Annotated in this window: 24 protein-coding genes; 5 read left to right on the plus strand and 19 right to left on the minus strand. The window is 66.3% G+C overall.

Translation table 11 applies throughout. The features are described from left to right. Positions 1 to 9: 9 nt before the first annotated feature. From AC1DJ5_RS04610 to AC1DJ5_RS04630, 5 genes are all read right to left on the minus strand, one after another. Complete coding sequence (locus AC1DJ5_RS04610) at positions 10 to 687, minus strand: HAD-IA family hydrolase (protein WP_477019829.1); 678 nt, start codon at positions 685 to 687, stop codon at positions 10 to 12. Then, the gene (locus AC1DJ5_RS04615; RefSeq protein WP_477019830.1) at positions 684 to 2,165 is read right to left on the minus strand and encodes a putative 2OG-Fe(II) oxygenase; all 1,482 of its coding nucleotides are present in this window, start codon (positions 2,163 to 2,165) and stop codon (positions 684 to 686) included. Before AC1DJ5_RS04615 ends, AC1DJ5_RS04610 begins: the two co-directional genes overlap by 4 nt. After that, a complete protein-coding gene (locus AC1DJ5_RS04620; RefSeq protein ID WP_477019831.1) occupies positions 2,162 to 3,157 on the minus strand; it encodes an RluA family pseudouridine synthase in 996 nt (331 codons plus the stop codon). Before AC1DJ5_RS04620 ends, AC1DJ5_RS04615 begins: the two co-directional genes overlap by 4 nt. Further along, on the minus strand, positions 3,154 to 3,552 hold the full coding sequence (gene crcB / locus AC1DJ5_RS04625; protein ID WP_477019832.1) for a fluoride efflux transporter CrcB: 399 nt from the start codon (positions 3,550 to 3,552) through the stop codon (positions 3,154 to 3,156). Before crcB ends, AC1DJ5_RS04620 begins: the two co-directional genes overlap by 4 nt. Positions 3,553 to 3,672: 120 nt before the next feature. Further along, positions 3,673 to 6,666 (minus strand): TonB-dependent receptor domain-containing protein, encoded by a 2,994-nt coding sequence (locus AC1DJ5_RS04630; protein ID WP_477019833.1) that lies wholly within the window; start codon positions 6,664 to 6,666, stop codon positions 3,673 to 3,675. A 257-nt stretch (positions 6,667 to 6,923) separates the two neighbouring features. Here AC1DJ5_RS04630 and AC1DJ5_RS04635 point away from each other — a divergent pair, with 257 nt between their 5' ends. Further along, positions 6,924 to 7,460: a hypothetical protein gene (locus tag AC1DJ5_RS04635; RefSeq protein WP_441456027.1), complete on the plus strand. Its 537-nt coding sequence runs from the start codon at positions 6,924 to 6,926 to the stop codon at positions 7,458 to 7,460. Positions 7,461 to 7,534: 74 nt separating this feature from the next. Here the strand turns inward: AC1DJ5_RS04635 and AC1DJ5_RS04640 are convergent, their stop codons facing one another. From AC1DJ5_RS04640 to AC1DJ5_RS04655, 4 genes are all read right to left on the minus strand, one after another. After that, entirely contained in the window at positions 7,535 to 8,029 is a 495-nt protein-coding gene (locus tag AC1DJ5_RS04640) for a CC0125/CC1285 family lipoprotein (protein ID WP_477019834.1), read from the minus strand. Positions 8,030 to 8,106: 77 nt separating this feature from the next. Continuing rightward, positions 8,107 to 8,835 (minus strand): RluA family pseudouridine synthase, encoded by a 729-nt coding sequence (locus tag AC1DJ5_RS04645; RefSeq protein ID WP_477019835.1) that lies wholly within the window; start codon positions 8,833 to 8,835, stop codon positions 8,107 to 8,109. An 11-nt stretch (positions 8,836 to 8,846) separates the two neighbouring features. Next, the gene (locus AC1DJ5_RS04650; RefSeq protein WP_477019836.1) at positions 8,847 to 9,290 is read right to left on the minus strand and encodes a hypothetical protein; all 444 of its coding nucleotides are present in this window, start codon (positions 9,288 to 9,290) and stop codon (positions 8,847 to 8,849) included. 119 nt (positions 9,291 to 9,409) lie between these two features. After that, complete coding sequence (locus AC1DJ5_RS04655; RefSeq protein WP_477019837.1) at positions 9,410 to 10,720, minus strand: replication-associated recombination protein A; 1,311 nt, start codon at positions 10,718 to 10,720, stop codon at positions 9,410 to 9,412. An 86-nt stretch (positions 10,721 to 10,806) separates the two neighbouring features. On the opposite strand from AC1DJ5_RS04655, the gene AC1DJ5_RS04660 reads away from it, so the two are divergent. Both AC1DJ5_RS04660 and AC1DJ5_RS04665 read left to right on the plus strand, forming a co-directional pair. Beyond that, a complete protein-coding gene (locus tag AC1DJ5_RS04660) occupies positions 10,807 to 11,226 on the plus strand; it encodes a VOC family protein (protein ID WP_441456032.1) in 420 nt (139 codons plus the stop codon). A gap of 29 nt (positions 11,227 to 11,255) precedes the next feature. Next, positions 11,256 to 11,669, plus strand: a complete 414-nt coding sequence (locus tag AC1DJ5_RS04665; RefSeq protein ID WP_477019838.1) for a VOC family protein — start codon at positions 11,256 to 11,258, stop codon at positions 11,667 to 11,669. A 159-nt stretch (positions 11,670 to 11,828) separates the two neighbouring features. Here the strand turns inward: AC1DJ5_RS04665 and AC1DJ5_RS04670 are convergent, their stop codons facing one another. After that, positions 11,829 to 13,217, minus strand: coding sequence for a trypsin-like peptidase domain-containing protein (locus AC1DJ5_RS04670; RefSeq protein WP_477019839.1), 1,389 nt, complete (start codon positions 13,215 to 13,217; stop codon positions 11,829 to 11,831). 142 nt (positions 13,218 to 13,359) lie between these two features. Continuing rightward, complete coding sequence (locus tag AC1DJ5_RS04675; protein WP_477019840.1) at positions 13,360 to 14,601, minus strand: alkaline phosphatase family protein; 1,242 nt, start codon at positions 14,599 to 14,601, stop codon at positions 13,360 to 13,362. Positions 14,602 to 14,700: 99 nt separating this feature from the next. Here AC1DJ5_RS04675 and AC1DJ5_RS04680 point away from each other — a divergent pair, with 99 nt between their 5' ends. Beyond that, the gene (locus AC1DJ5_RS04680) at positions 14,701 to 15,636 is read left to right on the plus strand and encodes an ABC transporter ATP-binding protein (protein WP_477019841.1); all 936 of its coding nucleotides are present in this window, start codon (positions 14,701 to 14,703) and stop codon (positions 15,634 to 15,636) included. After that, the gene (locus AC1DJ5_RS04685; RefSeq protein WP_477019842.1) at positions 15,626 to 16,489 is read left to right on the plus strand and encodes an ABC-2 transporter permease; all 864 of its coding nucleotides are present in this window, start codon (positions 15,626 to 15,628) and stop codon (positions 16,487 to 16,489) included. The genes AC1DJ5_RS04680 and AC1DJ5_RS04685 overlap by 11 nt, the downstream gene beginning before the upstream one ends. A 44-nt stretch (positions 16,490 to 16,533) precedes the next feature. On the opposite strand, the gene AC1DJ5_RS04690 is transcribed toward AC1DJ5_RS04685, so the two are convergent. The 8 genes from AC1DJ5_RS04690 to AC1DJ5_RS04725 form a co-directional block, all read right to left on the minus strand. Then, positions 16,534 to 17,004, minus strand: coding sequence for a GNAT family N-acetyltransferase (locus tag AC1DJ5_RS04690; RefSeq protein WP_477019843.1), 471 nt, complete (start codon positions 17,002 to 17,004; stop codon positions 16,534 to 16,536). A 39-nt stretch (positions 17,005 to 17,043) separates the two neighbouring features. Then, positions 17,044 to 17,421, minus strand: coding sequence for a DUF4180 domain-containing protein (locus AC1DJ5_RS04695; RefSeq protein WP_477019844.1), 378 nt, complete (start codon positions 17,419 to 17,421; stop codon positions 17,044 to 17,046). Positions 17,422 to 17,500: 79 nt separating this feature from the next. Continuing rightward, entirely contained in the window at positions 17,501 to 17,920 is a 420-nt protein-coding gene (gene rplQ, locus AC1DJ5_RS04700) for a 50S ribosomal protein L17 (RefSeq protein ID WP_441456040.1), read from the minus strand. A gap of 118 nt (positions 17,921 to 18,038) precedes the next feature. Next, positions 18,039 to 19,058, minus strand: coding sequence for a DNA-directed RNA polymerase subunit alpha (locus AC1DJ5_RS04705; RefSeq protein ID WP_441456041.1), 1,020 nt, complete (start codon positions 19,056 to 19,058; stop codon positions 18,039 to 18,041). 85 nt (positions 19,059 to 19,143) lie between these two features. Then, entirely contained in the window at positions 19,144 to 19,533 is a 390-nt protein-coding gene (gene rpsK / locus AC1DJ5_RS04710; protein WP_441456042.1) for a 30S ribosomal protein S11, read from the minus strand. Positions 19,534 to 19,547: 14 nt separating this feature from the next. Further along, the gene (rpsM, locus tag AC1DJ5_RS04715; protein ID WP_114816471.1) at positions 19,548 to 19,916 is read right to left on the minus strand and encodes a 30S ribosomal protein S13; all 369 of its coding nucleotides are present in this window, start codon (positions 19,914 to 19,916) and stop codon (positions 19,548 to 19,550) included. A gap of 109 nt (positions 19,917 to 20,025) precedes the next feature. Next, a complete protein-coding gene (locus tag AC1DJ5_RS04720) occupies positions 20,026 to 20,772 on the minus strand; it encodes a hypothetical protein (protein WP_477019845.1) in 747 nt (248 codons plus the stop codon). Between the two features lie 113 nt (positions 20,773 to 20,885). Beyond that, positions 20,886 to 21,602, minus strand: coding sequence for a TonB family protein (locus tag AC1DJ5_RS04725; RefSeq protein WP_441456044.1), 717 nt, complete (start codon positions 21,600 to 21,602; stop codon positions 20,886 to 20,888). Position 21,603 lies beyond the last annotated feature (1 nt).

Genomic DNA, 21,603 nt, shown 5'->3' on the forward strand with positions numbered 1-21,603 from the left:
GACGGTCTTCTAAGCGGCAATGGCGATCGAGGCGAAGCGGTCGAGCGCCGCCTCCAGATCAGGACAGTCGACGGCGACGTGGCGGGCGCCCGCCGCGACCTGTTCCTCGTAGGTATGGAAGCCCCAGCCGACGCCCAGCGGATGCACGCCCGCGTTCAGGGCCATTCTGACATCATGCGATGTGTCGCCGATCATGGTGGTCGAAGCCGCATCGGCCCCGCAAGCCGTCATGGCGGCGAGCAGCATGGCCGGGTGGGGCTTGCCCGGACCGTCCGCCGCGCAATGGCTGGACAGGAACAACTCGCTCCATTCCGGCCGCGCCAGATTGCGGGCCACGCCGCGCCGATTCTGCCCCGTCGCCAGCGACAACCGCCAGCCGTCGCGCTTCAACCGCCGCAGCGTCTCCATGACGCCGGGATAGAGCGCTTCCTCATGCCCCGCCTCATGCATCACCCGGAAACTGGCCTGGAAGGCAGCGACGAAGTCCGCCAGTTCAGCCTCCGTCAGGCTGGGCTCCAGCACGTGCAGCGCCTTGTCCAGCGTCAGGCCGACGATCTGGCGCACCCGGTCATAGCTGGGTTCGGGCAGACCCAGAACCTGCGCCGCCTCGCACGATGCCCGAAAGATCGAGGCGCGGCTGTCGACCAGGGTGCCGTCGATGTCGAAGACTGCCAGCGGACGCATCATGCCGGCACCACGTCAAAGGCTATGGTCAGGCGCGTTTCTTCGCCCGAGAACGGCACGGTTCCATGCCACATATAGGAAGGAAACAGCACCAACTTGCCCGGCTCCGGCTTCTCGAAATGTTCAGGCGGCGTGGGCGCAGCACAGGCGAACGGCGGCGCGCCAAAACCGATCCAACCCTCTCGCCCGCCCGCATCGACCGCCGCCGGCAGGTCGATATAGCAGGCCGAGGACAGCCAGCCTTCGGGATGAACATGAGGCGCATGGTATCCATGGGGCGCCAACTGCACCGACCAGCAGCCAGCGATGCGATAGCCCCCGGTATTGCGACGCCGCAACGGATCGTCGCCAGCGCCCAGCCGCTCCATATAGCGCCTTATCGGCCCATCGATGGCGACGAAGAAGGCCCGGATAGCGGGGTCGTCGCTGGATTTCAGATCGACCTGGGTCTGGGTGCCATGCCGCAGACTCTGGCCGACCGGATGGGTCCGCAAGGTGTGCAGACGCCGCAGAGCGACCGCGAGATCGTCGAGATAGGCGGTCAGATCAGACCATCCCTCGGGCGTATCGATGGTCCCGCCTTGCACGAAGGCGCCATAGTCGTTCAGTCCCGCGCCCGACGCCCCCGACAACCGTTCGTACGTGGCTTGCAGCGACAACCAATTCTGATCCTCCGCCGACCTGACGGTCGCCGCCAGCAAGGCGGAGACGTGATCCAGCTCGCCCCGCGCCAATCGAATCTCGGCCAGCTTCAAGGCCACGACCGGATGGCCCGGCGCCCCGGCCACAGCCGTCAGCGCATGATCGAGCGCCAGATCGAGGTCGAACGACAAGGCGGCGTTGGCGGCGGCCAGATCAATCGCCGGATTTCGCACACCGCCTTCGACCAGGGTGCCCCAGACCTCGCGCGGCGCCGAACCGGTGTAGTCCATCAGCAGCCCGAGCAGGCCTCGCAACCCACTATCGCCGGGTGCGCTATCCAGCGCGTCGCGAACCGGCGCCAGAGCGCGCGCAGCGTCGGCCGTCCGCATCCAGATCAGTTGCGCCAGTTCGCGCAGAGCTTCGACATAGGCCGGTCGCCGCGCAACCGCCTGACGATAGGCATGCTCGCCGTCGTCATACTTCTCCTGCCCGGCCAGAGACCGCGCCAGCACCAGCCAGGTTTCCGGCGCGTCGCCGCCCTTTTCAAAGGCGCGCCGAACCGCCGCCTCAGCCTCAACATGCCGCCTCATATCGCCCAGAAGCGCCGCCAGATTATGCTCCGACACGCTGCTGATCGGCCTGGCCTTCGCCTGGGCGACACGCAGGGCCAAGGCCTCGTCCAGCCGTCCCAGAAGCTTGAGAAGGTCAGCCTGAAGGGGCCAAGTCGTGGACGGGTTCGCCGCCGCGCGCAAGCCTGCCAGAGCCTCCTCATAGCGACCAGCCGCGATCAGCCGGTCGATGGCCGCGCGCTCGGGACTGGAACGGCCGTCGTGGCTCATCGCTGGCGCTTGACCCCTTCGAACGGATCGACGTCGCTTTCGTCCTCGGAGAAGCCGAAGTGGGCGAAGCCGGCCTTGATCTCGGGGCTCAGCGGGGCCTCGACGATCAGGGTGCCGCCGCCGGGGTGGTCCAGTTCGATGCGGCGGGCGTGCAGTTGCAGCTTCAGCACGCCGCTCAACTGCTTGGAGGCGTCGGTGCCGTATTTATGGTCGCCCAGGATCGGGTGGCCGATGGCCGCCATGTGGGCGCGCAGCTGGTGAGTCCGTCCGGTGAAGGGTCGCAGCGCCATCCACGACGCGCGGTGGGCGGCGCGGCTGATGGTGGCGAAGGCGGTCTCGGCCGGTTCGCCCTTGGGATCCTTGGGCTCGGCCGGGCGCATCATCTCATAGTCGTTGATGCCCGTCTTCTTCAGCGCCAGGTCGATCTGGCCGTGCGTGGGCTTGGGGGTGCCGATGACGATGGCCCAATAGGTCTTCTTGGCCTGACGCCGGGCGAAGGCGCCGGCCAGACGCTTGGCCGCCTCGGGCCCCTTGCCCAGCAGCAGCACGCCCGAGGTGTCGCGGTCCAGACGGTGGACCAGGCGCGGCCGGTCCATGCCCTCGCCCCAGGCCGACAACAGGCGGTCGACGTGCTTGGTGGTCTTGGTGCCGCCCTGCACGGCCAGGCCGTGCGGTTTGTTAATGGCGATGACCATGTGATCTTCATACAGGACCAGCGACTTGGCGTAGGCCACGTCGCGCTCGGTCAGTTCATGCAGGTCGCCGGGCTTGCGCGGATTGGCGTCGGGCAGCGGCGGCACGCGCACGGCGGCGCCGGCGGTCAGGCGGTCCTGCGGCTTGACCCGCGAACCATCGACGCGGATCTGGCCGCTGCGAGCCATCTTCTCCACCTGGATATGGGTCAGGTGCGGCCAGCGGCGCTTGAACCACCGATCCAGGCGGATGTCGTGTTCGTCCTCAGCAACATAGAGGGTCTGGACTTCGCGGCTCATGCGCCCACTCCGGTAAACAGTTTGCGCGCGATCATCAGGCCGACGAACAGGGCGGCGATGGAAAGTACCACCGAACCCACCGCATAGACGAAAGCCGTGGCCAGTTCACGGCGTTCGATCATCAAAGCCGCTTCCAGCGAAAAAGCCGAGAAGGTGGTGAAGCCGCCCAGCACGCCCACGGCGGCGAACAGGCGGATGCTCTCCTGCCCCGCGCCCGCCTTCAGCGCCAGCCAACCGACCAGCAGCCCCATCAGCAGACCGCCCGAGGTGTTGGCGGCGAAGGTGGCCAAGGGCCAAGCCGCGCCGGGGGCCAGCCGCCCGACCGTCAGGCCCAGCCCATAGCGGGCCATGGCCCCCAGGGCGCCGCCGCACGCGACGAGAACAAATTGCATCATGCCGCGCTTCTACACCGGCGGCGGTCTTTGGCGAAGACCCGGGGGCGCCGCCGCCCGAACGCAAAAAAGGGCGGCGGATCGAAATCCGCCGCCCCTCTCTTGTGGTCGAAGATCTGCCGCTTAGAAGCGCGCGGTCAGACCGACGTAGTAGCGACGGCCCAGCACGTCGTAGGTCGACGGGTCGGTGTTCGCTTGAACGCCCGGCGAGAAGACGTTGGGCTGTTCGTCAGTGAGGTTGTTCACACCGGCGCGCAGAGAGACGGTGTCGTTGATCGACCACGAACCGTTCAGGTCGAAGTAGTCGATCGAAGGCAGAACGATGTCGGTATTGATAACCGTCAGTTCGCCGACACGGCGCCAGCGCGCGCCGACCGAGAACGGGCCATCCGACCAGGTCACCGAGCTCAGGGCCTTCCACACAGGGAAGGTTTTGCCGAACGAGCTGGCGATCGTGCCGGTACGATCAGTGAAGACGCCGCCCTCAACAACGTTGTCCTTATACTCGGACAACCAGCTGATCACGGTGTTGAACCGCAGTCGGCCCCAGTCGCCGCCGCCGACTTCGTCGATATTGAAGCCCCAGTCAGCCTGGAAGTCGACGCCAGAAGTCTCGATCGCTCCCAGGTTCGCTTGACGCTCGATCGCTCCGACGATGCCGCCCGACAGCGGATCACGGCGGAACAGTTGGCAGTAGCCGTTGTTGACGTCGAAGGTCGGGTTTTCACCCGTAACGTTGAAGCAGCCTTGAAGGGAGTCCGTAGCCGCGATCGAGCCGATCGCATCGGTGATCTTGATGTTATAGTAATCGACCGACGCCGAGATGCCCGACAGCCAGGGTGAAGCGAAGCGCGACTGATAGACCAGACCGGCATTCCAGCTGTCCGAAGTTTCTTCGAACAGACCGGGGTTGCCGCCGCTCACGCCCTCAACCTGGGCGTTCGAGTACTGGAAGTTGTCGATCGCCAGAGGAGAAAGGCCCTGGGCAAGGCACAGCGCCTTGACCTTGGCCGCGTCAGCGCCGTTGCGGAAGCTGCTGCGGTTGTCGCAAGGATCGCCCTCCGTACCCTTCAACGACGGCGCGCCGATCCCAGGGAAGTTGGTGCCGCCGGTCGCAAACAGTTCGCCGATCGAAGGCGCCCGAACCGAACGGCTGTAACCGCCACGAGCGCGCACGCCGCCCGCGATGGTCCAATCCAGTTCGGCACGATAGGCCTTGGTGCCCCCTGCAGTGCTGTAGTCGGCGTAGCGATAGCCCAGGTTCAGATCCAGCTTCTCGACGAACGGCAGATCCGCAAGCACCGGCACCAGCGCTTCGATGAACAGTTCCTTGGAGTTGGTGCTGCCCTTCAGCGAAGGCACCGGGTTGAAGCCCGCGATTTCCGATCCGCCGATCTTACCACCGTCCGGCTTGCCATCAGCGCCCAGGTGATCCGTGCTCGCATTTTGCTGAGAAAGCGAAGAGTCGGCGCCGAAGGCGAAGTTATCCTGGCGGTACTGAGCGCCCACGGCGACCCGGACTTCGCCGGCCGGCAGGTCGAACGCCTTGCCCTGCATCGAGGCTTCGACGTTGCGTTGCTCGGTCGTCGTCTGGTTGCGAGCGGAACGGCCGATGTAGCTGATGCACTCGGCCGACAACTGGGTCACGCCGAACGGATTGAAGCCGCCTTTGCAGAGCTCCGGAATGGTAGCGCCGTTTTTAACGCCGCCAGCACCGCCGAAGGGATCATCCAACAGGCGCTGAACGGAGGAACGCGAGACGTTGCCGGATTGGGTGGTGACGTTGGCCACACGCCCGTAGGAGCCATAGACGTCATAGGTCCATTCGCTATTCGGCACGCGACCGCGAAGGCCCGTCGTCAACTGGTAGATGTTGTAATCTTGGTTCGAATGGCGTCCCCCAAGCGAGGTGAACCGCTTGTTCAGTGCGAACGAAGAGTTCGGATTGGCACGCGTATTCAGCAGGGCGCGAAGGTCCGCCGTGATGAAGGGGTTGGTCGACGGTACGCGGAACCCGGTTCCGCTGGCCGCCGGGCTGGCCGCCAGCTCAGTGTCAGACGAATACTGGGTGAACAGTGCGTTAGCGTACACTTCGGCGCTGTCGTTGATCTTGTAACGACCTGCGCTATAAACGTTGTAACGCTGGAGCGGAAGCTGAAGATAGTTCAGCGGGCCCGTGTTGAACGTATAGTTCGCCCCAGGAGCCGTGTACTCAGGACCGGCGCCGGCGGGATTTTTTACATTCAGCTTGCCGGTGTACGAGAAGATCGATCCGTCGTTATTGAAGCCGAACTGGCCCGTGTTCGACAGCGTCGGGTTGTTGAAGTAGGCGCGGATGGCGGCCAAAGTAGGCAGGTTGGTGCTGTCAAAAGTCGTCGACCCCAGCGGCGACGTGCCCGAAGCCCCCGAAACCGCCGAGAACTCACGAGCCCCGTTAAAGATGGTGCCTCGGGTCGAACGAGCCAGGGACAGGACCATGTTGCCACGGTCGTTGTCGAAATTGCCGCCGAGGGTCACCGAATAGCTTTCGGTCCTGCCGTCGCTGCGGTCGGTCTCGCCATATTGTGCGTCGAACTGAACGCCCTGGAAGTTCTCATTGAGAATGAAGTTGGCCACACCGGCCAGAGCGTCAGACCCGTAGGCCGCCGAGGCGCCGCCGGAGATGACTTCGACATTCTTGATCAGAGCCGTCGGGATCAGGTTCACATCGACCGTACCGTCCGAGTTCGACGGAACAACGCGACGGCCGTTCATCAGGACCAGGGTGCGGTTGGACCCCAGGTTACGCAGGTTGATGTTGGCTTGGCCGCCGTTCGAAGGGTTGTTCGACGTCGAAGAGATCGACGGAGTGAACTGCGGCAGGTCGTTGATCAGCGTGTCGATGGTGACCGAGCCGGTCGCCTGGAAGTCCTCGGCGGAAACCGTGACGATCGGGCTGGTCGACCGATAGTCCTGACGCGCGATGCGCGATCCGGTGACGACGATGTCGCCCACCTGAGAAGCCTGATCGTTCGTAGCCTGAGACTGGGCCATGGCCGGCGCGGCGAAACCTGCCAGCGCAAAGCCGGCGATCATCGTCGTGGCCAGCAACCGTTCACGTTTGTTGGTCAATTTCAAAACCCTCTCCTGACGTCCGGACGACAAAGCAAAGGGACCGTCCCCCGCTTCCGCCCCCCATATCCTGGCGCGAACAATCATTAGATTCGCTCGCCAATCCCAAACCGATTACGCGAGGGCGTCCAATTTACGCCACGAAATTACTTAGCCGCCTGATGATGTTGGCCCATATGTCACAAAGCGGACACGCTTCGGCGAGCCGATAGCATCGGTCAACTTGACTTATTTTTCGCTCCATTCGCGACAAGGACCCTTTCATGAACGTTGTTCACGGAAAAATATTCGCCGCATCCTGCGCATTTTTGGCGATTTCCCTCCACGCAGACCAGGGTTATGCGAGAGTGTCGCCGTCGCCAAGAGCGGCGGAAATGCAACGGCTTTTCGAGTGCAAACTCATCGCTGAACGCGCTGCCCGTGTGGATTGCTACGACGCAGCCGTCGAATCACTGGGCGTCGCCGAGCGCCAAGGCGAAATCGTCGTCGTCGAACGCGAACGCGTCCTAGAGGCGAGACGCGCCCTGTTCGGCTTTACCCTCCCCGCCTTCCCCAGCCTGCTGGGCGGACAAGCAGAGCGGTTGGACGAGGTCGAGACGACACTCGAGCGCGCAACCTATGCAACGGGCCCTGGATGGACGTTTTATCTGGCGGACGGGTCGATCTGGACTCAGATCGACACCGCGTCTCTTCAGTTCCGTGCGACCGCGGGCCTGCCGGTCAGAATACGCCGAGCCGCCATGGGCAGCTATTTCCTCAAGGTCGCAGACAATCCCGCCGTACGGGCCAAGCGACAGTAACGGCTAAGAAATAGACATTTCTCTGGCAATAGTTCCTGTGCCGGCCGCTATGCCTCGACCGTTTCCTGCACGTTCTAAAGCCGAGGTCGGATCGCGTCCTGCACACCCCGCGCGTCATAGGCGCCGGGGCGGCCCGGGCGCGGGCCGCGTCCCAGGACGATCTCGAGCGTGGTCGAGGTCGGCTGAGGCCCGCTGAGGTCGAAGCCCAGACCCACGCCGACGCCCGAGGTCGACCAGCCGCCGTAGCGGCTGGAGCCGGCGCCGATCGAGATACTGGGGCGCACGCCGCCGGCGCTGTCGGGGCGTCCGTCGATCCAGCGCTGCGTCACCTCGAACCAGTCATAGCCCTGATCGACGGTCAGTTGGGCGGCGCGGAACAGGGCGCGATCCGCGACCGGCCCCGGCGCACCGACCCCGTTGTAGGTGACGCGGAAGCGGTTGGCTTCGATGCGCTGCTCGCTGAACCCCTGCCCCCGCGCCGCTTGCTGCGGGCCGTAGGGAGCCAGGCTGGCGCAGGCGGTCAACATGAGGGCCGAGGCCGCGATCAGGCCGAAGGTAAGACGTTTCATGCGGCGATCTCCTTGCTCGAATAGCGTCGAGCAGAACTGGATGTTCCGCCTTGAAGCTGAACCGGCGCTGAACCGGCCTAGAGACCCGCCGCCGTCCGCAGCGCGGCGAAGTCCTCGGGCGGAGCCGCCTCCAGCGTCATTCGCTCGCCGCTCTCGGGGTGCGGGAAGGACAGCTTGGCCGCGTGCAGCATCAGGCGCGGAGCGCCGCGACCGGCGAAGGTCAGCGCCCCGCCATAGCGCACGTCGCCGACAAGAGGCCGCCCGATAGAGGCCATGTGGACCCGCAGTTGGTGCATCCGCCCTGTTTCCGGCGACAACTCGACCAGAGCGCCGTCCTCGCTGGATGCCAGGGTGCGATAGCCGCTGACCGCCCCCTGTGCTCCGGCTGCGTCAAACTCGACCACGCGCATATAGCTTTCGCGCCCGATCTCTTCGCGGCGCAGAGCGGCGGTGATCCGGCCGGACTTGGGCTCGGGTGCTGCGGACACCAGGGCCAGATAGGTCTTCTGGAACCGGCGCATCTGCATCGCCTTGCCCAGGAAACTGGCCGCCGGCTTGGTCTTGGCCGCCAGGATGACGCCCGAGGTGTCGCGGTCCAGCCGGTGCACAAGTTCCGGCCGCTTCCCGTTCGAGCGGGCGAAGGCCCACAGTAGGTCGTCCAGGGTATTGGCCTGGATGCGGCCGCCCTGGCTCGACAGGCCCGAGGGCTTGTTGAAGGCGATGATGTGCGCGTCCTCGTGGATGACCCACGAACGGACGGCGGCGATTTCTTCTTCGGTCAGGGAGACAGGCTGGCGGGTTTTCACCCGCCGAGCCTTTAGCGGAGGACCGCCTTCTTCGCCATGGCCCAAGCGTACCAGAGCAGGAACAGGGCGATGATCAGGATCACCAGTTGCATGTGGACCATCGGCCCGATCGCGGCGGGGCCGTTTCCGATGAAGTAGGTGTAGATCACGCTGACGAAGGCGCCGATCAGCGAGATGGCGAAGGCATGCACAGCCCAGCGGCTGCGCGCCAACAGCAACAGCGACCCCAGCACCGCGCCCCAGACGCCCAGGGTCCACGGCACGTACATCCATGCCGGCATGGCATGGAAATAGGCAACGGCGGCGTCGCCGAAGCCGGATTCGCGCATGTAGGCTTCGCCCCGCGTATTGGACTGGATGTAGTCAAAGGCGCCGTAGCCGTTCCACAGCAACGACAGCACGCCCACGACCCACAGATGCCAGGGCGTCGCCGCCCGTCTTGCAATATCGGTCATTATTCCCTCCCCAGGTTTCGACAGCGGCAGGCTATGCCGGAACCGCCCCGCTTAACAATGAACGCCGATCAGATGGAGCTTGAGCGCTTCTTTCCTCCCCATGGAATGGGGAGGAAAGCTTAGCCCTCGCCGCCCTGCGCTCGCGCTCGCATCGCCGCCCAGCGTTCCAGCCGCGCCTTGACCTTCTCCTCGTGGCCCTCGCCCTTGGGCTTGTAGAAGGTGCGGCGCTCCATTTCGTCGGGGAAGAAGTTGGCGCCCGAGAAGCCCTCGGGCGTGTCGGGGTCGTACCGATAGCCCTTGCCGTAGCCGAGTTGCTTCATCAGCTTGGTCGGGGCGTTGCGGATGTGGGCGGGCGGCATCAGTGACCCGGTCTCGTGCGCCGCCTTCCTGGCCGCCTTGAAGGCTTCATAGACGCCGACCGACTTGGGCGCCGTGGCCAGATGGACGACGGCCTGGGCCAAGGCCAGCTCGCCCTCGGGGCTGCCGAGAAAGTCGTAGGTGTCCTTGGCGGCGTTGGCGACCAGGATGGACAGGGGGTCGGCCTGGCCGATGTCCTCGACCGCCATCCGCACGATCCGCCGCGCCAGATAGAGCGGGTCCTCGCCCCCGTTCAGCATCCGCGCCAGCCAATACAGCGCCGCGTCCGGGTCCGACCCGCGAACCGATTTATGCAGCGCGGATATGAGGTTATAGTGTTCTTCTCTCGACTTGTCGTAAGCGGGTGCGCGCTTCTGCAACACCCCGGCCAGGCCCTGCACATCCAGCAGATCGCCCTCAGGCAGGTCGAACAAGACCTCCGACATGGTCAGCAGATAGCGGCCGTCGCCGTCGGCCAGCGCCAGCATGGCCTGACGCGCCTCGGGCGTCAGCGGCAGGGGCCGGTCCATCAGAGCGGCGGCCCGGTCCAGCAACTGATCCAGCGCCGCGTCGTCCAGGCGCTTCAGCACATAGACCTGCGACCGCGACAGCAGAGCGCCGTTCAACTCAAACGAGGGATTTTCGGTCGTCGCTCCGACCAGGGTGACGATCCCCTCCTCCACGAAAGGCAGGAAGCCGTCCTGCTGGGCGCGGTTGAAGCGGTGGATCTCGTCCACGAACAACAGGGTCTGCTGCCCGGCGGCCCGGCGCATCCGCGCGGCCTCGAACGCCTTCTTCAAATCGGCCACGCCGGAAAAGACGGCGCTGATCGACTGGTATTCATAGCCCGCCGCCTTGGCCAGCAGCCGGGCGATGGTGGTCTTGCCGGTGCCGGGCGGTCCCCACAGGATCATGGAGCCGAGCCGCCCTGCCTCAATCATGCGACGGATCGGCCCGCCCGCTCCCAGCAGGTGGTCTTGGCCCACGACCTGTTCCAGCGTCTGCGGGCGCAGACGATCGGCCAGGGGGGCGTCGGGAGGATGGATGCCGGAGGCTTCGAACAGATCAGACATGAAACAGACAGAGATGGGGAACGGCAAAGATAGGCGTTCGTTCAGGCGATTACACGCACTAGTATCGGCCCGACGGAGGAAACCCCATGTCCGAATCCCAGCCGAACCAAGGCCCCAGCGGCGGCGTCACGCCTCACCTGACCATTCCGTCGAAAGGCGGGACGGCGGCAATCGAATTCTACGGCCGGGCCTTCGGCGCCGAGGAGATCATGCGGATGCCTGCCGAGGACGGCGAGCGGCTGATGCACGCCCACCTCAAGATCAACGGCGCCAGCGTCATGCTGGCTGACGAATTTCCCGAATGGACCGGCGAGGCCGACATCCAGCCCAAGGGCGTGACCCTGCATCTTCAGGTCGATGATCCCGACGAATGGTGGACCCGCGCCCTGGTGGCCGGCGCCGTCCCGGTCATGCCGCTGGCGGATCAGTTCTGGGGCGACCGTTACGGCCAGGTCCGCGATCCCTTCGGCCACACCTGGTCCATCGGCGGCCCGAAAAAGGGCTGACCCAAGGCGTCAACACAAGGAGACGCGCCATGTCCGACCCCGCCTACCCGCCGCTCAGCCCCTATCTGATGGTCAAACGCGGACCAGAGGCGCTGGACTGGTACGCCCGCGCTTTCGGCGCCGAGGTGGTCGAGCGTTACGACATGGACGACGGTCGACTGGGCCACGCCACGCTCAGCCTGAACGGCGGCTCATTGATGCTGTCGGACGAATTCCCCGAAATGGCCGAGGTCGTCGGCACGTCCTCGCCCGAGACGCTGGGCGGCACGACCAGTTCGGTGAATCTGTCGGTCGACGACGCGGACCGCTGGTTCGACCGCGCCATCCAGGCCGGCGCGACCGCCCTGCGCCCTCCCGCCGACGAATTCTACGGCCGCCACGGCAAGCTGCGCGATCCCTACGGCCACGTCTGGTCGATCGTCGGGCCAGCGAAGGGCAAGTAGCCTTTCCTCCCCATTCCATGGGGAGGTGGCGCGGCGCCGAAGCCGACGTGACGGAGGGGCTTCGCCGGTCAATGGAAGCAGCCCCTCCACGGCTTGGCTGCGACGCGCCGCCCTTCGGGTCGCGGCCCCCCTCCCCACAAGTGGGGAGGAAAATGTCCCCTACGGCAGACGCCCGGTCAGTTGGCGTCCGCCGCGCACGATGACAATTTCCGACCCGCGTTGCGCGCGGCCCAGGGCGGCGACCGAGGTCACCGGCCGACCGTCGACCTGACGGATCAGATCGCGACGGCTCAGGCCGATCTTTGCGGCGGCGCTGTTGCTCGCCACGCCGGTTACGACCACGCCGCTGGTGAATGGATCGCCGCCCAGGCTGTCGGCCAGCGCCGGGTTCAGCGCCACGCCCTGAAGCCCCGCCAACGGTCCCTGGGCGACCACAGCCTCCTCGCCTGCCTCGACCTTTCCAGGCAGGGCCGAGACCCGCGCGTTGATCGTCTGGGTCTTGCCGCCCCGCAGGACGGCCACGACGACCGTATCGTCCGGCGAGCGGGTGCCCACGCGGAAATTTAGCCCGCCCTGATCGTTGATCTCAGCCCCGTCGACGGCGGTGATGACGTCGCCCTTCTGCAGACCGGCGCGCGCGCCCGGCCCCTGCGGATAGACGTCGGTGATGATCAGACCCTGCGGTCGCGACAGGCCCAGGCTGCGGGCGATGTCGGCGCTGACGGTGTCGCCCCTCACGCCCAGCCAAGGCCGCACCACGGACTTGGCGCCCCCGACGGCGGAATCGACCACGCGCTTGACCATGGTCGCCGGCACCGCAAAGCCCACGCCCGTCGAGGAGCCGGTGCGCGAGAAGATGGCGGTGTTGATGCCGATCAGGTCGCCGTCCATGTCCACCAGCGCCCCGCCGGAATTGCCGGGATTGATGGGGGCGTCGGTCTGGATGAAGGAGCCGGAATCGTTGATGCCCGTCTCGGTTCGGTTCAGGGCCGAGATGATGCCGTTGGTCACCGTCTGCCCGACGCCAAACGGATTGCCGATGGCCAGGACCAGGTCGCCGACCTGCTGTTCTTCCTGATCGTCGATGCGCAGCACCGGCAGCCTGCCCTCGACGCCTTCCAGTTGCAGCACGGCAATGTCGGAACGCTCATCGGCCAGCAAGACCTTGGCGGCGTATTCTCGCCGGTCGTTCAGGGTGACGCGGATTTGCTGCATGTTCTCGATGACGTGGTTGTTCGTCACCACCACGCCGTCAGAGCGCACGATGACGCCCGACCCGATCGAGCCGGTCACGCGCGACTGCGGCCCGCCGCCGAACATCTCGAAGAAGGGATCGCGGACCTGCTGCACCCCGCGCGCCGAGATATTGACCACGGCGGGGGCGGCCTCCCGCACCACGGGGGCGAAGCTGGACTTCATCGTTCCGGCGTCGCGCGGCGCCTGACGCGGTTGTTCGGCGAAGACGCCTTCCTGCGCCTTGGACGAGGTGGGCTGGCCGCAGGCGGACAGCATCAGGGCGGCGGCGATGGCCAGTCTGGAAGTTTTCATCTCGTCCCGGTTCTGGAAGCTTGGGCGTTCATCCCATTCCGCCCCGGCTTTTCGACAGGATCAAGGCCGCCGTAAAGCGAGGGGCGCAGCCGCGATCAAACGGCCGTGACTGCGCCTCGTTCCGCTCCCGGGCCGCCCGACTTCAGTGCGTCGTCACCGGCAGGGTGTCTTCGGGCCGGCCGTCGCCGCGCGGCGCGTCCACGCCCAGCAGACGGGCGAGGAAGGGCTGAACGTCCACGCTGTCCAGGTCGCGCAGACGCCGCCCCTGAATTACGCTGGGACCATGGGCGATGAAGATCGCCGCCATATCCGGCGAGACGTTGTCATAGCCGTGCGCTCCGCCCGGCTTGGTCACGGGCCGCGCCCGCGTCGCCAGCAGCCAGCCCGGCTCCGCCGCGCAGACGATGGCCGACACGCGCGGGTTGGAGCCCAGGACGAAACGCGCCGGGATTTCGCTCTTCTTCCAGCAGTCCAGATGGGGACGCGAACCCAGCAAGCCCGCCTCGACCTCGGCCTCGCGACCGGCGACCGGGTTCAGGAAGCTGACCGCGCCGGAATAGACGATCTGCACCGCCGCCGGATCGATCAGGTCGTCCAGCACCAGCACCCGCTCGGGCGAGGTCGCCGCCATGCCGTGGTCGGACACGACCACCAGAACCGTGCGCTCATATAGGCCGCGCGCCTTCAGCCCCTCGACCAGTCGGCCGATGGAGGCGTCGACCGAGCGGATCGCTTCGGCGGCCTCGGGCGAAGCGGGACCGAAGCGGTGTCCTTGGGTGTCGACGATGTCGAAATAGAGGGTCGTCAGCTGCGGCCGCTGATCCTGAGGCAGGTCCATCCATTCCAGCACGCGGTCCACCCGCGCGTCGCCCAGCGTCTCCTGATCGAAGGAAGTCCAGTACGCCGGTCGCACGCCGCGAATATCGGCTTCCGATCCCGGCCAGAACATGGTGGCGGTCTTCACCCCCGCCTTCTCGGCCGAGACCCAGATCGGCTCACCCTGATCCCACCAGCGGCGGTCGGTCACGGCCTCCTTGGCGCTCAGCGAGAACCGGCCCAGTTCGGCGTCGACCATGTTGTTGCCGATGATGCCGTGATGATCAGGATGCAGGCCCGTGACCAGCGTATAGTGGTTGGGGAAGGTCACGCTGGGGAAGGACGGCCGCATCGGCCCCGTCGCCCCCTCGCCCGCCATCCGCGACAGGTTCGGCGTGATCCCCCGGTCCAGATAGTCGGCGCGGAACCCGTCGATGGAGATCAGCATGACCAGCGGCGGCTCGACCGCGGCCTGTGATTCAGGGGCGGCATCAGGGCCGATGACGGGAGGGGTGGCGCAGGCCGTCAGCAGCAGGGCCAGACACAGGCCCGCGACGCGAGAAAACATGAAAACTCCGAAGCGACTTCGGGAAGATTGCCTAAGCTTAATCTGCGACAGACAGAAGACGGCTTGTCGGCTTATCCCCATCGCGCCAAGCTCCGCTGCATGACCGCTGTTATCGAAACGACCGGCCTGACCAAGACCTACGGCGCGGTGCGCGCCCTGAACGGGCTCAGCCTCTCCATCCCGCGCGGCGGGGTTTACGGCGTGTTGGGGCCGAACGGCGCCGGCAAGTCCACCCTGTTCCGCATCCTGCTGGGCCTGATCCGTCCGACGGAGGGCGAGGTTCGGGTCCTGGGCCAGCATACGGGCGATCCCGCGGTCACGCGCCGCATGGGGTCGATGATCGAGACGCCCCGCTTTCCGCCCTATCTGACCGCGCGCCAGGTGCTGGAATGGCTGGCTCTGGCCCACGGCCAAGAACGGGGCATGAGAAAAGAAGCCGCCATCGACGCCTGGCTGGACCGGGTCGGCCTGACCGAAGCGGCGAACCGCCGGGTGCGCGGCTTCTCGGTCGGCATGTTGCAGCGCCTCGGCGTCGCCGCCGCCCTGATGACCAAGCCGGACCTGGTCATCCTCGATGAACCGACCAGCGGCATGGACCCGCCCGGCATCCAGGAAATGCGCGCCCTGATCCGGTCCCTGGCCGACGACGACGGCGTGACCATCATCCTGGCCAGCCACCAGTTGCTCGAGGTCCAGCGCGTCTGCGACCGCGTGGCCATCTTCAATCGCGGCAAACTGGCCGCCGAGGGCAAGGTCAGCGAGCTGACTGCGGCGGGCGAACGCCTGCGCCTGTCGGCCACGCCCCTGGCCCGGATCATGAGCGTGCTGGGCGACAAGGGGACGATCGACGGCGACGCCGTTCTGGCCGCCATTCCCAGGGCCGAGGGCCCCGCCCTGCTGCGCGCCCTGATCGAACAGGGCGTCGACATCGACGAGGCCCGCTGGGTCGGCGCCGATCTGGAAAGCGTCTTCATGGCCGAGACCGGCCCCGCGCGCACCGATGCTCAGGTCCGGGAGGCCCTCCATGCTGGCTGATGCCGTCCGCTCCGAATCCTATCGCCTGCTTCAGAACCGCACCGCGGTCTTCTGGAGCGTCTTCTTCGTCCCGATCGTGGGGCTGGCGATCTCGATCCTCGGCTTCTTCCTGATCAAGTCGAAAGCGGCGCAGATCAGCGGCGGCAACCTGCCCCCCGAGCTGTCGCTGGGCGGCTCGCTGGATCTCGGCGCGTCACTGGCGGGCAACGCCGGCGATCTGGCCAATCCGGCCATCCTCGCCTTCCTGCTGATCGGCGCGGCCACCCTCTATGCCGGAGACTATCGCTGGGAGACCTGGCGGCTGATCAGCGCCCGCAACACCCGTCCCAATCTGCTGCTGGGCAAGGTCGGCGTGGTGAAGTTCCTGGCGCTGGCCGCCATGCTGGTCTTCCTGCTGATCGGCTCGGTGTCCGACGTGGCGAAGGGCCTGATCTTCGACCGCCCCATGACCTTCGGCTTCGGCGCCCAGCAGGCGGCTCAGTTCGGCCTGCTGTTCCTGCTGTCCTTCGTGCGCGTGGTGCAGTTCCTGATGATCAGCCTGTTGGCGGCGACGCTGACGCGGTCGCTGCTGGCGGCCCTGTTCATCCCGCTGGTGGTCGACGTCGGCCAGTTCTTCCTCGGCGGCCCATTCGCGCCCATGCTGGGGCTGGAGCCGGGCGACTGGCTGACCCAACTGCTGCTGCCCGGCACGGCGTTCGAGACGCTCAAGGCCCTGATCAAAGGCGGCATGGAAGCCTCCACCCTGCCCGCTGGCGTCATGGTCAAGGCCATCGCCAGCCTGGCCCTGTGGAGCCTCGCCCCCCTAGCCGCCGCCATCGCCTGGTTCAGCCGTCAGGACCTGTCCAAGGAGTAGCGGCTAGAGCGAAATCGCGCAGCGTTTCACCAGCCGATCAAGCTCTAAAGCTGCTTCTCCATCCAGACGTCGGCGCGCGCATAGGGCGTCGGCTGCGGCGGCAGGTTTGTAAAGCCGAACCGATGATAAAGGGCGATTGCGGGCGCCAGGGTCGAACTGGTTTCCAGATAGAGGCGGTGCGCGCCCGCAGCCCGGGCCGCCGCCTCGCAGGCCTCCAGCAGGCGCACCGCCAGCCCGCCGCCCCGCGCCTGCGGCGTCACGGTCATCTTGGTGACCTCATAGCCCCCGTCCGCCATGGTGATCAGGCCGCAGCAGCCCACCGGCACGCCCTCCCGCTCCGCAAAGAAGATATGGCCGCCCTGGCTCAGGATTCGTCCCTCGGGATCATCCAGGGTCAGATGATCCTTGGCCTCCAGCGCGAAGCCGCCCTCCACCAGCCAGTCGGTGTTCAACCGCTTCCAGGCCTCACGATGGGCCGGGGTGAAGGCGACGATACGGTCTTGGGTACTGGTCATAGGGCCTGTATCGCGGCAAGGCCCGCCGCTGGCAACGGATCAGCCGACCGAGCGGGCAGCCAATCGTTGTTCCAGTTCCGCGAGATCGGCGACGAACCAGACATGGTCCCCCGCGTTCGCCTCGCGGACGAAATCCCGCAGGGCTTCGCTGGCCGCCGCGGGGGCCGCGATGTCCCCCACCACAGCCAGCTTCAGGCGATAGTTGACGAACTTCTGCACGACCGCGCCCAGAACGCCCGTCCTCAGATGAAGGAAGTCCTCGGCCAGAAGCGACGTCGGCACCGCCACCCAGTCCGCCTCCAGCCCCCACAGCCGCCCCATCAGGTCCAGCGCGTCGGCCTCGCCTTCCAGGCGCGGACCATCGCTGGCGCAGACGAACACCGGCCAGCCTGCCAGAACCCGGATCGCGTCGTCCATCGCTCGCCCCAAAAGCAAAAGGGCGGCAGGTCCGAAACCCGCCGCCCTCTCTATTCTACACCGGAAACGGTGAAGCCGATCAGGCTTCGTCGTCGCCTTCGATCGCATAGACCGGACCCGAGTCCAGGCCCTTGGCGGCGGCGTCGCGATCAACAAACTCGATCACGGCCATCGCGGCGTTGTCGCCGTGACGGAAGCCGGCCTTCATGATGCGGATATAGCCGCCTTGACGTTCGGCGTAACGCGGGCCGATCGTTTCAAACAGCTTGCCGACTTGCGGCACGTCGCGGACGGCGCTGATGGCCTGACGACGGGCGTGCAGGTCGCCTTTCTTGGCGAGGGTGACCAGCTTCTCGACGAAGGGACGCAGTTCCTTCGCCTTGGGCAGGGTCGTCGTGATCTGCTCGTGCTTGATCAGCGAGGCGGCCATGTTGGCGAACATGGCTTGGCGGTGGCTGACCGTACGGCCGAGCTTGCGGTAAGCGGCGCCGTGGCGCATCGGGGTCTCTCCTACTCAACCCTGGTTTCCGGCCTTTACTAAGGGGCGGGACCTGGGGCCTTGTTCATTCTAACCGCCCCATCCGCGCCCCGAAGGGCGCTGGGCGGAGGGTTGATGATCAGATCTGGTCGTCGAACTTTTTGGCCAGATCTTCGATGTTTTCGGGCGGCCAGTTCGGCACGTCCATGCCGAGCGACAGGCCCATCGTCGCGAGAACTTCCTTGATCTCGTTCAGCGACTTGCGGCCGAAGTTCGGGGTGCGAAGCATTTCGCCCTCGGTCTTCTGGATCAGGTCGCCGATATAGACGATGTTGTCGTTCTTCAGGCAGTTGGCCGAACGGACCGACAGCTCCAGTTCGTCGACCTTCTTGAGCAGGGCCGGGTTGAAGGGCAGGTCGGGCTTGCCGTCCGTCGCCTCAACCGCCTTGGTCGGCTCGTCGAAGGTGATGAAGATCTGCAACTGGTCTTGCAGGATGCGGGCGGCATAGGCCACCGCGTCAACCGGCGAGACGGCGCCGTTGGTTTCGACTTCTAGGATCAGCTTGTCGTAATCCATCGACTGGCCCTGACGGGTCGGCTCGACGCGATAGGCGACGCGCTTGACCGGCGAGTACAGGGCGTCGACGGCGATCAGGCCGATGGGCGCATCTTCGGGACGGTTCAGTTCGGCGGCGACGTAGCCCTTGCCGTTCTGGACAGTCAGTTCCATGCGCACCGAAGCGCCGTCGTCCAGGGTGCAGATGACGTGATCGGGGTTCAGAACCTCGATGTCAGCCGGGACTTCGATCTGGCCAGCAGTGACGACGCCGGGACCCGTGGCGCGCAGAGTCATGCGCTTGGGGCCTTCGGCGTGCATGCGCAGCGCCAGTTGCTTGATGTTCAGGACGATGTCGACCACGTCCTCGCGAACGCCTTCCAGCGACGAGAACTCGTGGACCACGCCGTCGATCTGGATGGCCGTGACAGCCGCGCCTTGCAGCGACGACAGCAGCACGCGACGAAGCGCGTTGCCGAGCGTCACACCGAAACCGCGCTCGAGAGGCTCAGCGACCAGACGCGCCTTGCGCAGCGGGTCGGATCCGCCCTCGACTTGCGGCTTCTCGGGACGGATCAGCTCTTGCCAATTTCTTTCGATCATAGAGTCCCTCGAACGGGTTTCGCCGGTTCCGCACCCTCACGTTCAGGGCAGTCGGAACCGGCGGGGAAAGGGGTAGGCGGTTCGCTTAGACGCGGCGGCGCTTGGGCGGACGGCAACCATTGTGCGGCATCGGCGTGACGTCGCGGATGGTCGTGATCGTCAGACCCACGGCCTGCAGAGCGCGAAGCGCCGACTCACGGCCGGAACCCGGACCCGAGACGTTGACTTCCAGCGTCTTCACGCCGTGCTCTTGAGCCTTCTTGCCGGCGTCTTCAGCAGCCATCTGGGCGGCGTAAGGGGTCGACTTACGCGAACCCTTGAAGCCCATGTGACCGGCCGAAGACCAGGAAATCGCGTTCCCCTGGGCGTCCGTGATCGTGATCATGGTGTTGTTGAAAGAGGCGTTCACGTGGGCGACGCCCGACGTGATGTTCTTGCGCTCGCGCTTCTTTACGCGACCCGTTTCCTTGGCCATCGATCAGCCCTCTCTTACTTCTTCTTGCCGGCGATCGGCTTGGCCGGACCCTTGCGGGTACGGGCGTTGGTATGCGTGCGCTGACCGCGGACCGGCAGGCCCTTACGGTGGCGCAGGCCGCGGTAGCAGGCCAGGTCCATCAGACGCTTGATGTTCATCGACGTCTCACGGCGCAGGTCACCTTCGACGGTGTGGTCCTTGTCGATCGTTTCGCGGATCTGCAGGACTTCTGCGTCGGTCAGCTGGTTCACGCGGCGAGCCGGCTCAATGCCGACCTTCGCGGTGATTTCCTTGGCGGCGTGTGCGCCGATGCCATGGATGTACTGAAGCGCGATTTCGACGCGCTTGTTGGTCGGAATGTTGACGCCAGCGATACGGGCCACGAGAATCTCCAGATACGCTTAAACAGACGCGGAAACCGCTCCGGTCAACAGACCAGGAGCGTGTGCGCCCTTCGCGGAAGCGGCTCTTATACAGGGGATTCTATTTGCGTCAATGCCGCCCCCCATCGCCGCTCGCGAGCATCGGCTGCGGAGCAGGAAAGGCGACCGCGATCGTCTGGCGATGACGGCGGTTGAAGCGCCCGACGCCCAAGGGCGGTCTATAGCGGAACTCTTCGGCTTTCCGAAGCGCCGCCGCCCCCACGCCCGCGCCGGACGGATGTTCGTCCTTCACACGGCAATCCTCAAGCCGGTCGCGGCCGACCCGGATATAGCATTGTAGCACGGCGTAGGGACCGGGCAGCGAGGTCAGGGAACTGGCCGAAACATTGGCCGACATGACGGCCCCGCGCGGACCGCTGACAAGAACAGGCCCCGCCCCGCGGCCCGAACCTGCGCCGTCCCCCACGCCGACTCCCTCGCCCGTCCCAGTTCCTTCGCCGCCCCGCCCCATGCCCGGCTCGATGGTCGGGACGGCGGCGAGGCCGACCTCAAGCGCGGGAAGCGGCGCCTGCACCAGAGGCGCCGACAACTCCGCCGTCTCCGTCGGGGCATCGGGCGGCCTGTGGATTCGCGACGCGGTCGCGGGCGCGCCTCCCCTCGGCTGTGCGTCCGTCCCTTGGGGCGGCGGCGGCTGAAGCCGCATCATCAGAATGTCGAACACCGGCGGCGTAACGGGCTCCAACGGAAAGTCCTGACGGCTCAGGCCGAAGCCGGCGATCAGAACGGCGTGGATCAGGCCTACCCCGACGACCGCGCCCAGGCGTCGCCTGGGGTCCGAACCGTGATGCGTCGCCACGCTCACAAGCGATCTCTCCATCGGCATGAAAATAACACCGGAATACGACGCATCATGCCCAACTGCCGCAGGTGGTCAAGCGGCCCCCGGGCCCGACGACGCCGCCCCCCGCCTCACGGCCAAAGCACGGCGACGGGAACCTCCTGCCCGTCGACCGGCACGCCGTCGCGCGTGGGCGGCTGAAAACGGAAATAGATCGCAGCCGCCAGGGCGGCGGCGCCAAATCCCATGCCGGGCGGCGCTTCATCCACCACGCGGCAGCCCTCCAGCCGCGTGTCGAGCCGGATGCGGCAAGACAGGACGGCCTGCCCGCCCATTCTCTGACGAAACGCCGCAGGCGGGTGAAGCCGGCGCAACTCCTCCAGGGTCGGTCCGCGCAACAGGCGGAACCGACCGTCTCCGGCGCCCCGCCCTAAGCCCGCCCCGGTTCCTCCCCCCTCACCGGCGCCCTGCCCGCCCTGGCCGGGACCGGGAGCGGGCGACGCAGACGGCGCAGCCCCGACAACCAGCGGCTGTTCCGGCGCCGGGCGCGCAGACGCGGTGATTTCTGGCAGAGGTCGGAGGGGCCTGGGTCGCGCGGGCCGGGTAATCGACGGCGCAGCGGGCGCGCCGCCGCCCATGGTTGGGGTCGGCCTACGCAGCGGAGGCGGCTTGGGGACCGGTTCTGGCCGGATCAGGTCCACGACGATGGGGGGATTGGGCGGAACGAACCGCCGATCCGCCTGAATCTGGCCGAGCAGAAGAAAGAGACCGACATGGGCCAGACCGACGACGCCCGCCGCGCTGAAACGCGCCAGAGTGCGATGGCGCGAGGTCGGTCTGTCGGTCAAC

This window comes from Brevundimonas sp. 01N35, assembly GCF_056399785.1.

Excerpts from the sequence above, each read along its gene's own strand:
- AC1DJ5_RS04610 (WP_477019829.1), bottom strand. The coding sequence starts at position 687 with ATGATGCGTCCGCTGGCAGTCTTCGACATCGACGGCACCCTGGTCGAC.
- AC1DJ5_RS04615 (WP_477019830.1), bottom strand. The coding sequence starts at position 2,165 with ATGAGCCACGACGGCCGTTCCAGTCCCGAGCGCGCGGCCATCGACCGG.
- AC1DJ5_RS04620 (WP_477019831.1), bottom strand. The coding sequence starts at position 3,157 with ATGAGCCGCGAAGTCCAGACCCTCTATGTTGCTGAGGACGAACACGAC.
- crcB (WP_477019832.1), bottom strand. The coding sequence starts at position 3,552 with ATGATGCAATTTGTTCTCGTCGCGTGCGGCGGCGCCCTGGGGGCCATG.
- AC1DJ5_RS04635 (WP_441456027.1), top strand. The coding sequence starts at position 6,924 with ATGAACGTTGTTCACGGAAAAATATTCGCCGCATCCTGCGCATTTTTG.
- AC1DJ5_RS04640 (WP_477019834.1), bottom strand. The coding sequence starts at position 8,029 with ATGAAACGTCTTACCTTCGGCCTGATCGCGGCCTCGGCCCTCATGTTG.
- AC1DJ5_RS04650 (WP_477019836.1), bottom strand. The coding sequence starts at position 9,290 with ATGACCGATATTGCAAGACGGGCGGCGACGCCCTGGCATCTGTGGGTC.
- AC1DJ5_RS04655 (WP_477019837.1), bottom strand. The coding sequence starts at position 10,720 with ATGTCTGATCTGTTCGAAGCCTCCGGCATCCATCCTCCCGACGCCCCC.
- AC1DJ5_RS04660 (WP_441456032.1), top strand. The coding sequence starts at position 10,807 with ATGTCCGAATCCCAGCCGAACCAAGGCCCCAGCGGCGGCGTCACGCCT.
- AC1DJ5_RS04665 (WP_477019838.1), top strand. The coding sequence starts at position 11,256 with ATGTCCGACCCCGCCTACCCGCCGCTCAGCCCCTATCTGATGGTCAAA.
- AC1DJ5_RS04670 (WP_477019839.1), bottom strand. The coding sequence starts at position 13,217 with ATGAAAACTTCCAGACTGGCCATCGCCGCCGCCCTGATGCTGTCCGCC.
- AC1DJ5_RS04675 (WP_477019840.1), bottom strand. The coding sequence starts at position 14,601 with ATGTTTTCTCGCGTCGCGGGCCTGTGTCTGGCCCTGCTGCTGACGGCC.
- AC1DJ5_RS04680 (WP_477019841.1), top strand. The coding sequence starts at position 14,701 with ATGACCGCTGTTATCGAAACGACCGGCCTGACCAAGACCTACGGCGCG.
- AC1DJ5_RS04685 (WP_477019842.1), top strand. The coding sequence starts at position 15,626 with ATGCTGGCTGATGCCGTCCGCTCCGAATCCTATCGCCTGCTTCAGAAC.
- AC1DJ5_RS04690 (WP_477019843.1), bottom strand. The coding sequence starts at position 17,004 with ATGACCAGTACCCAAGACCGTATCGTCGCCTTCACCCCGGCCCATCGT.
- AC1DJ5_RS04695 (WP_477019844.1), bottom strand. The coding sequence starts at position 17,421 with ATGGACGACGCGATCCGGGTTCTGGCAGGCTGGCCGGTGTTCGTCTGC.
- rplQ (WP_441456040.1), bottom strand. The coding sequence starts at position 17,920 with ATGCGCCACGGCGCCGCTTACCGCAAGCTCGGCCGTACGGTCAGCCAC.
- AC1DJ5_RS04705 (WP_441456041.1), bottom strand. The coding sequence starts at position 19,058 with ATGATCGAAAGAAATTGGCAAGAGCTGATCCGTCCCGAGAAGCCGCAA.
- rpsK (WP_441456042.1), bottom strand. The coding sequence starts at position 19,533 with ATGGCCAAGGAAACGGGTCGCGTAAAGAAGCGCGAGCGCAAGAACATC.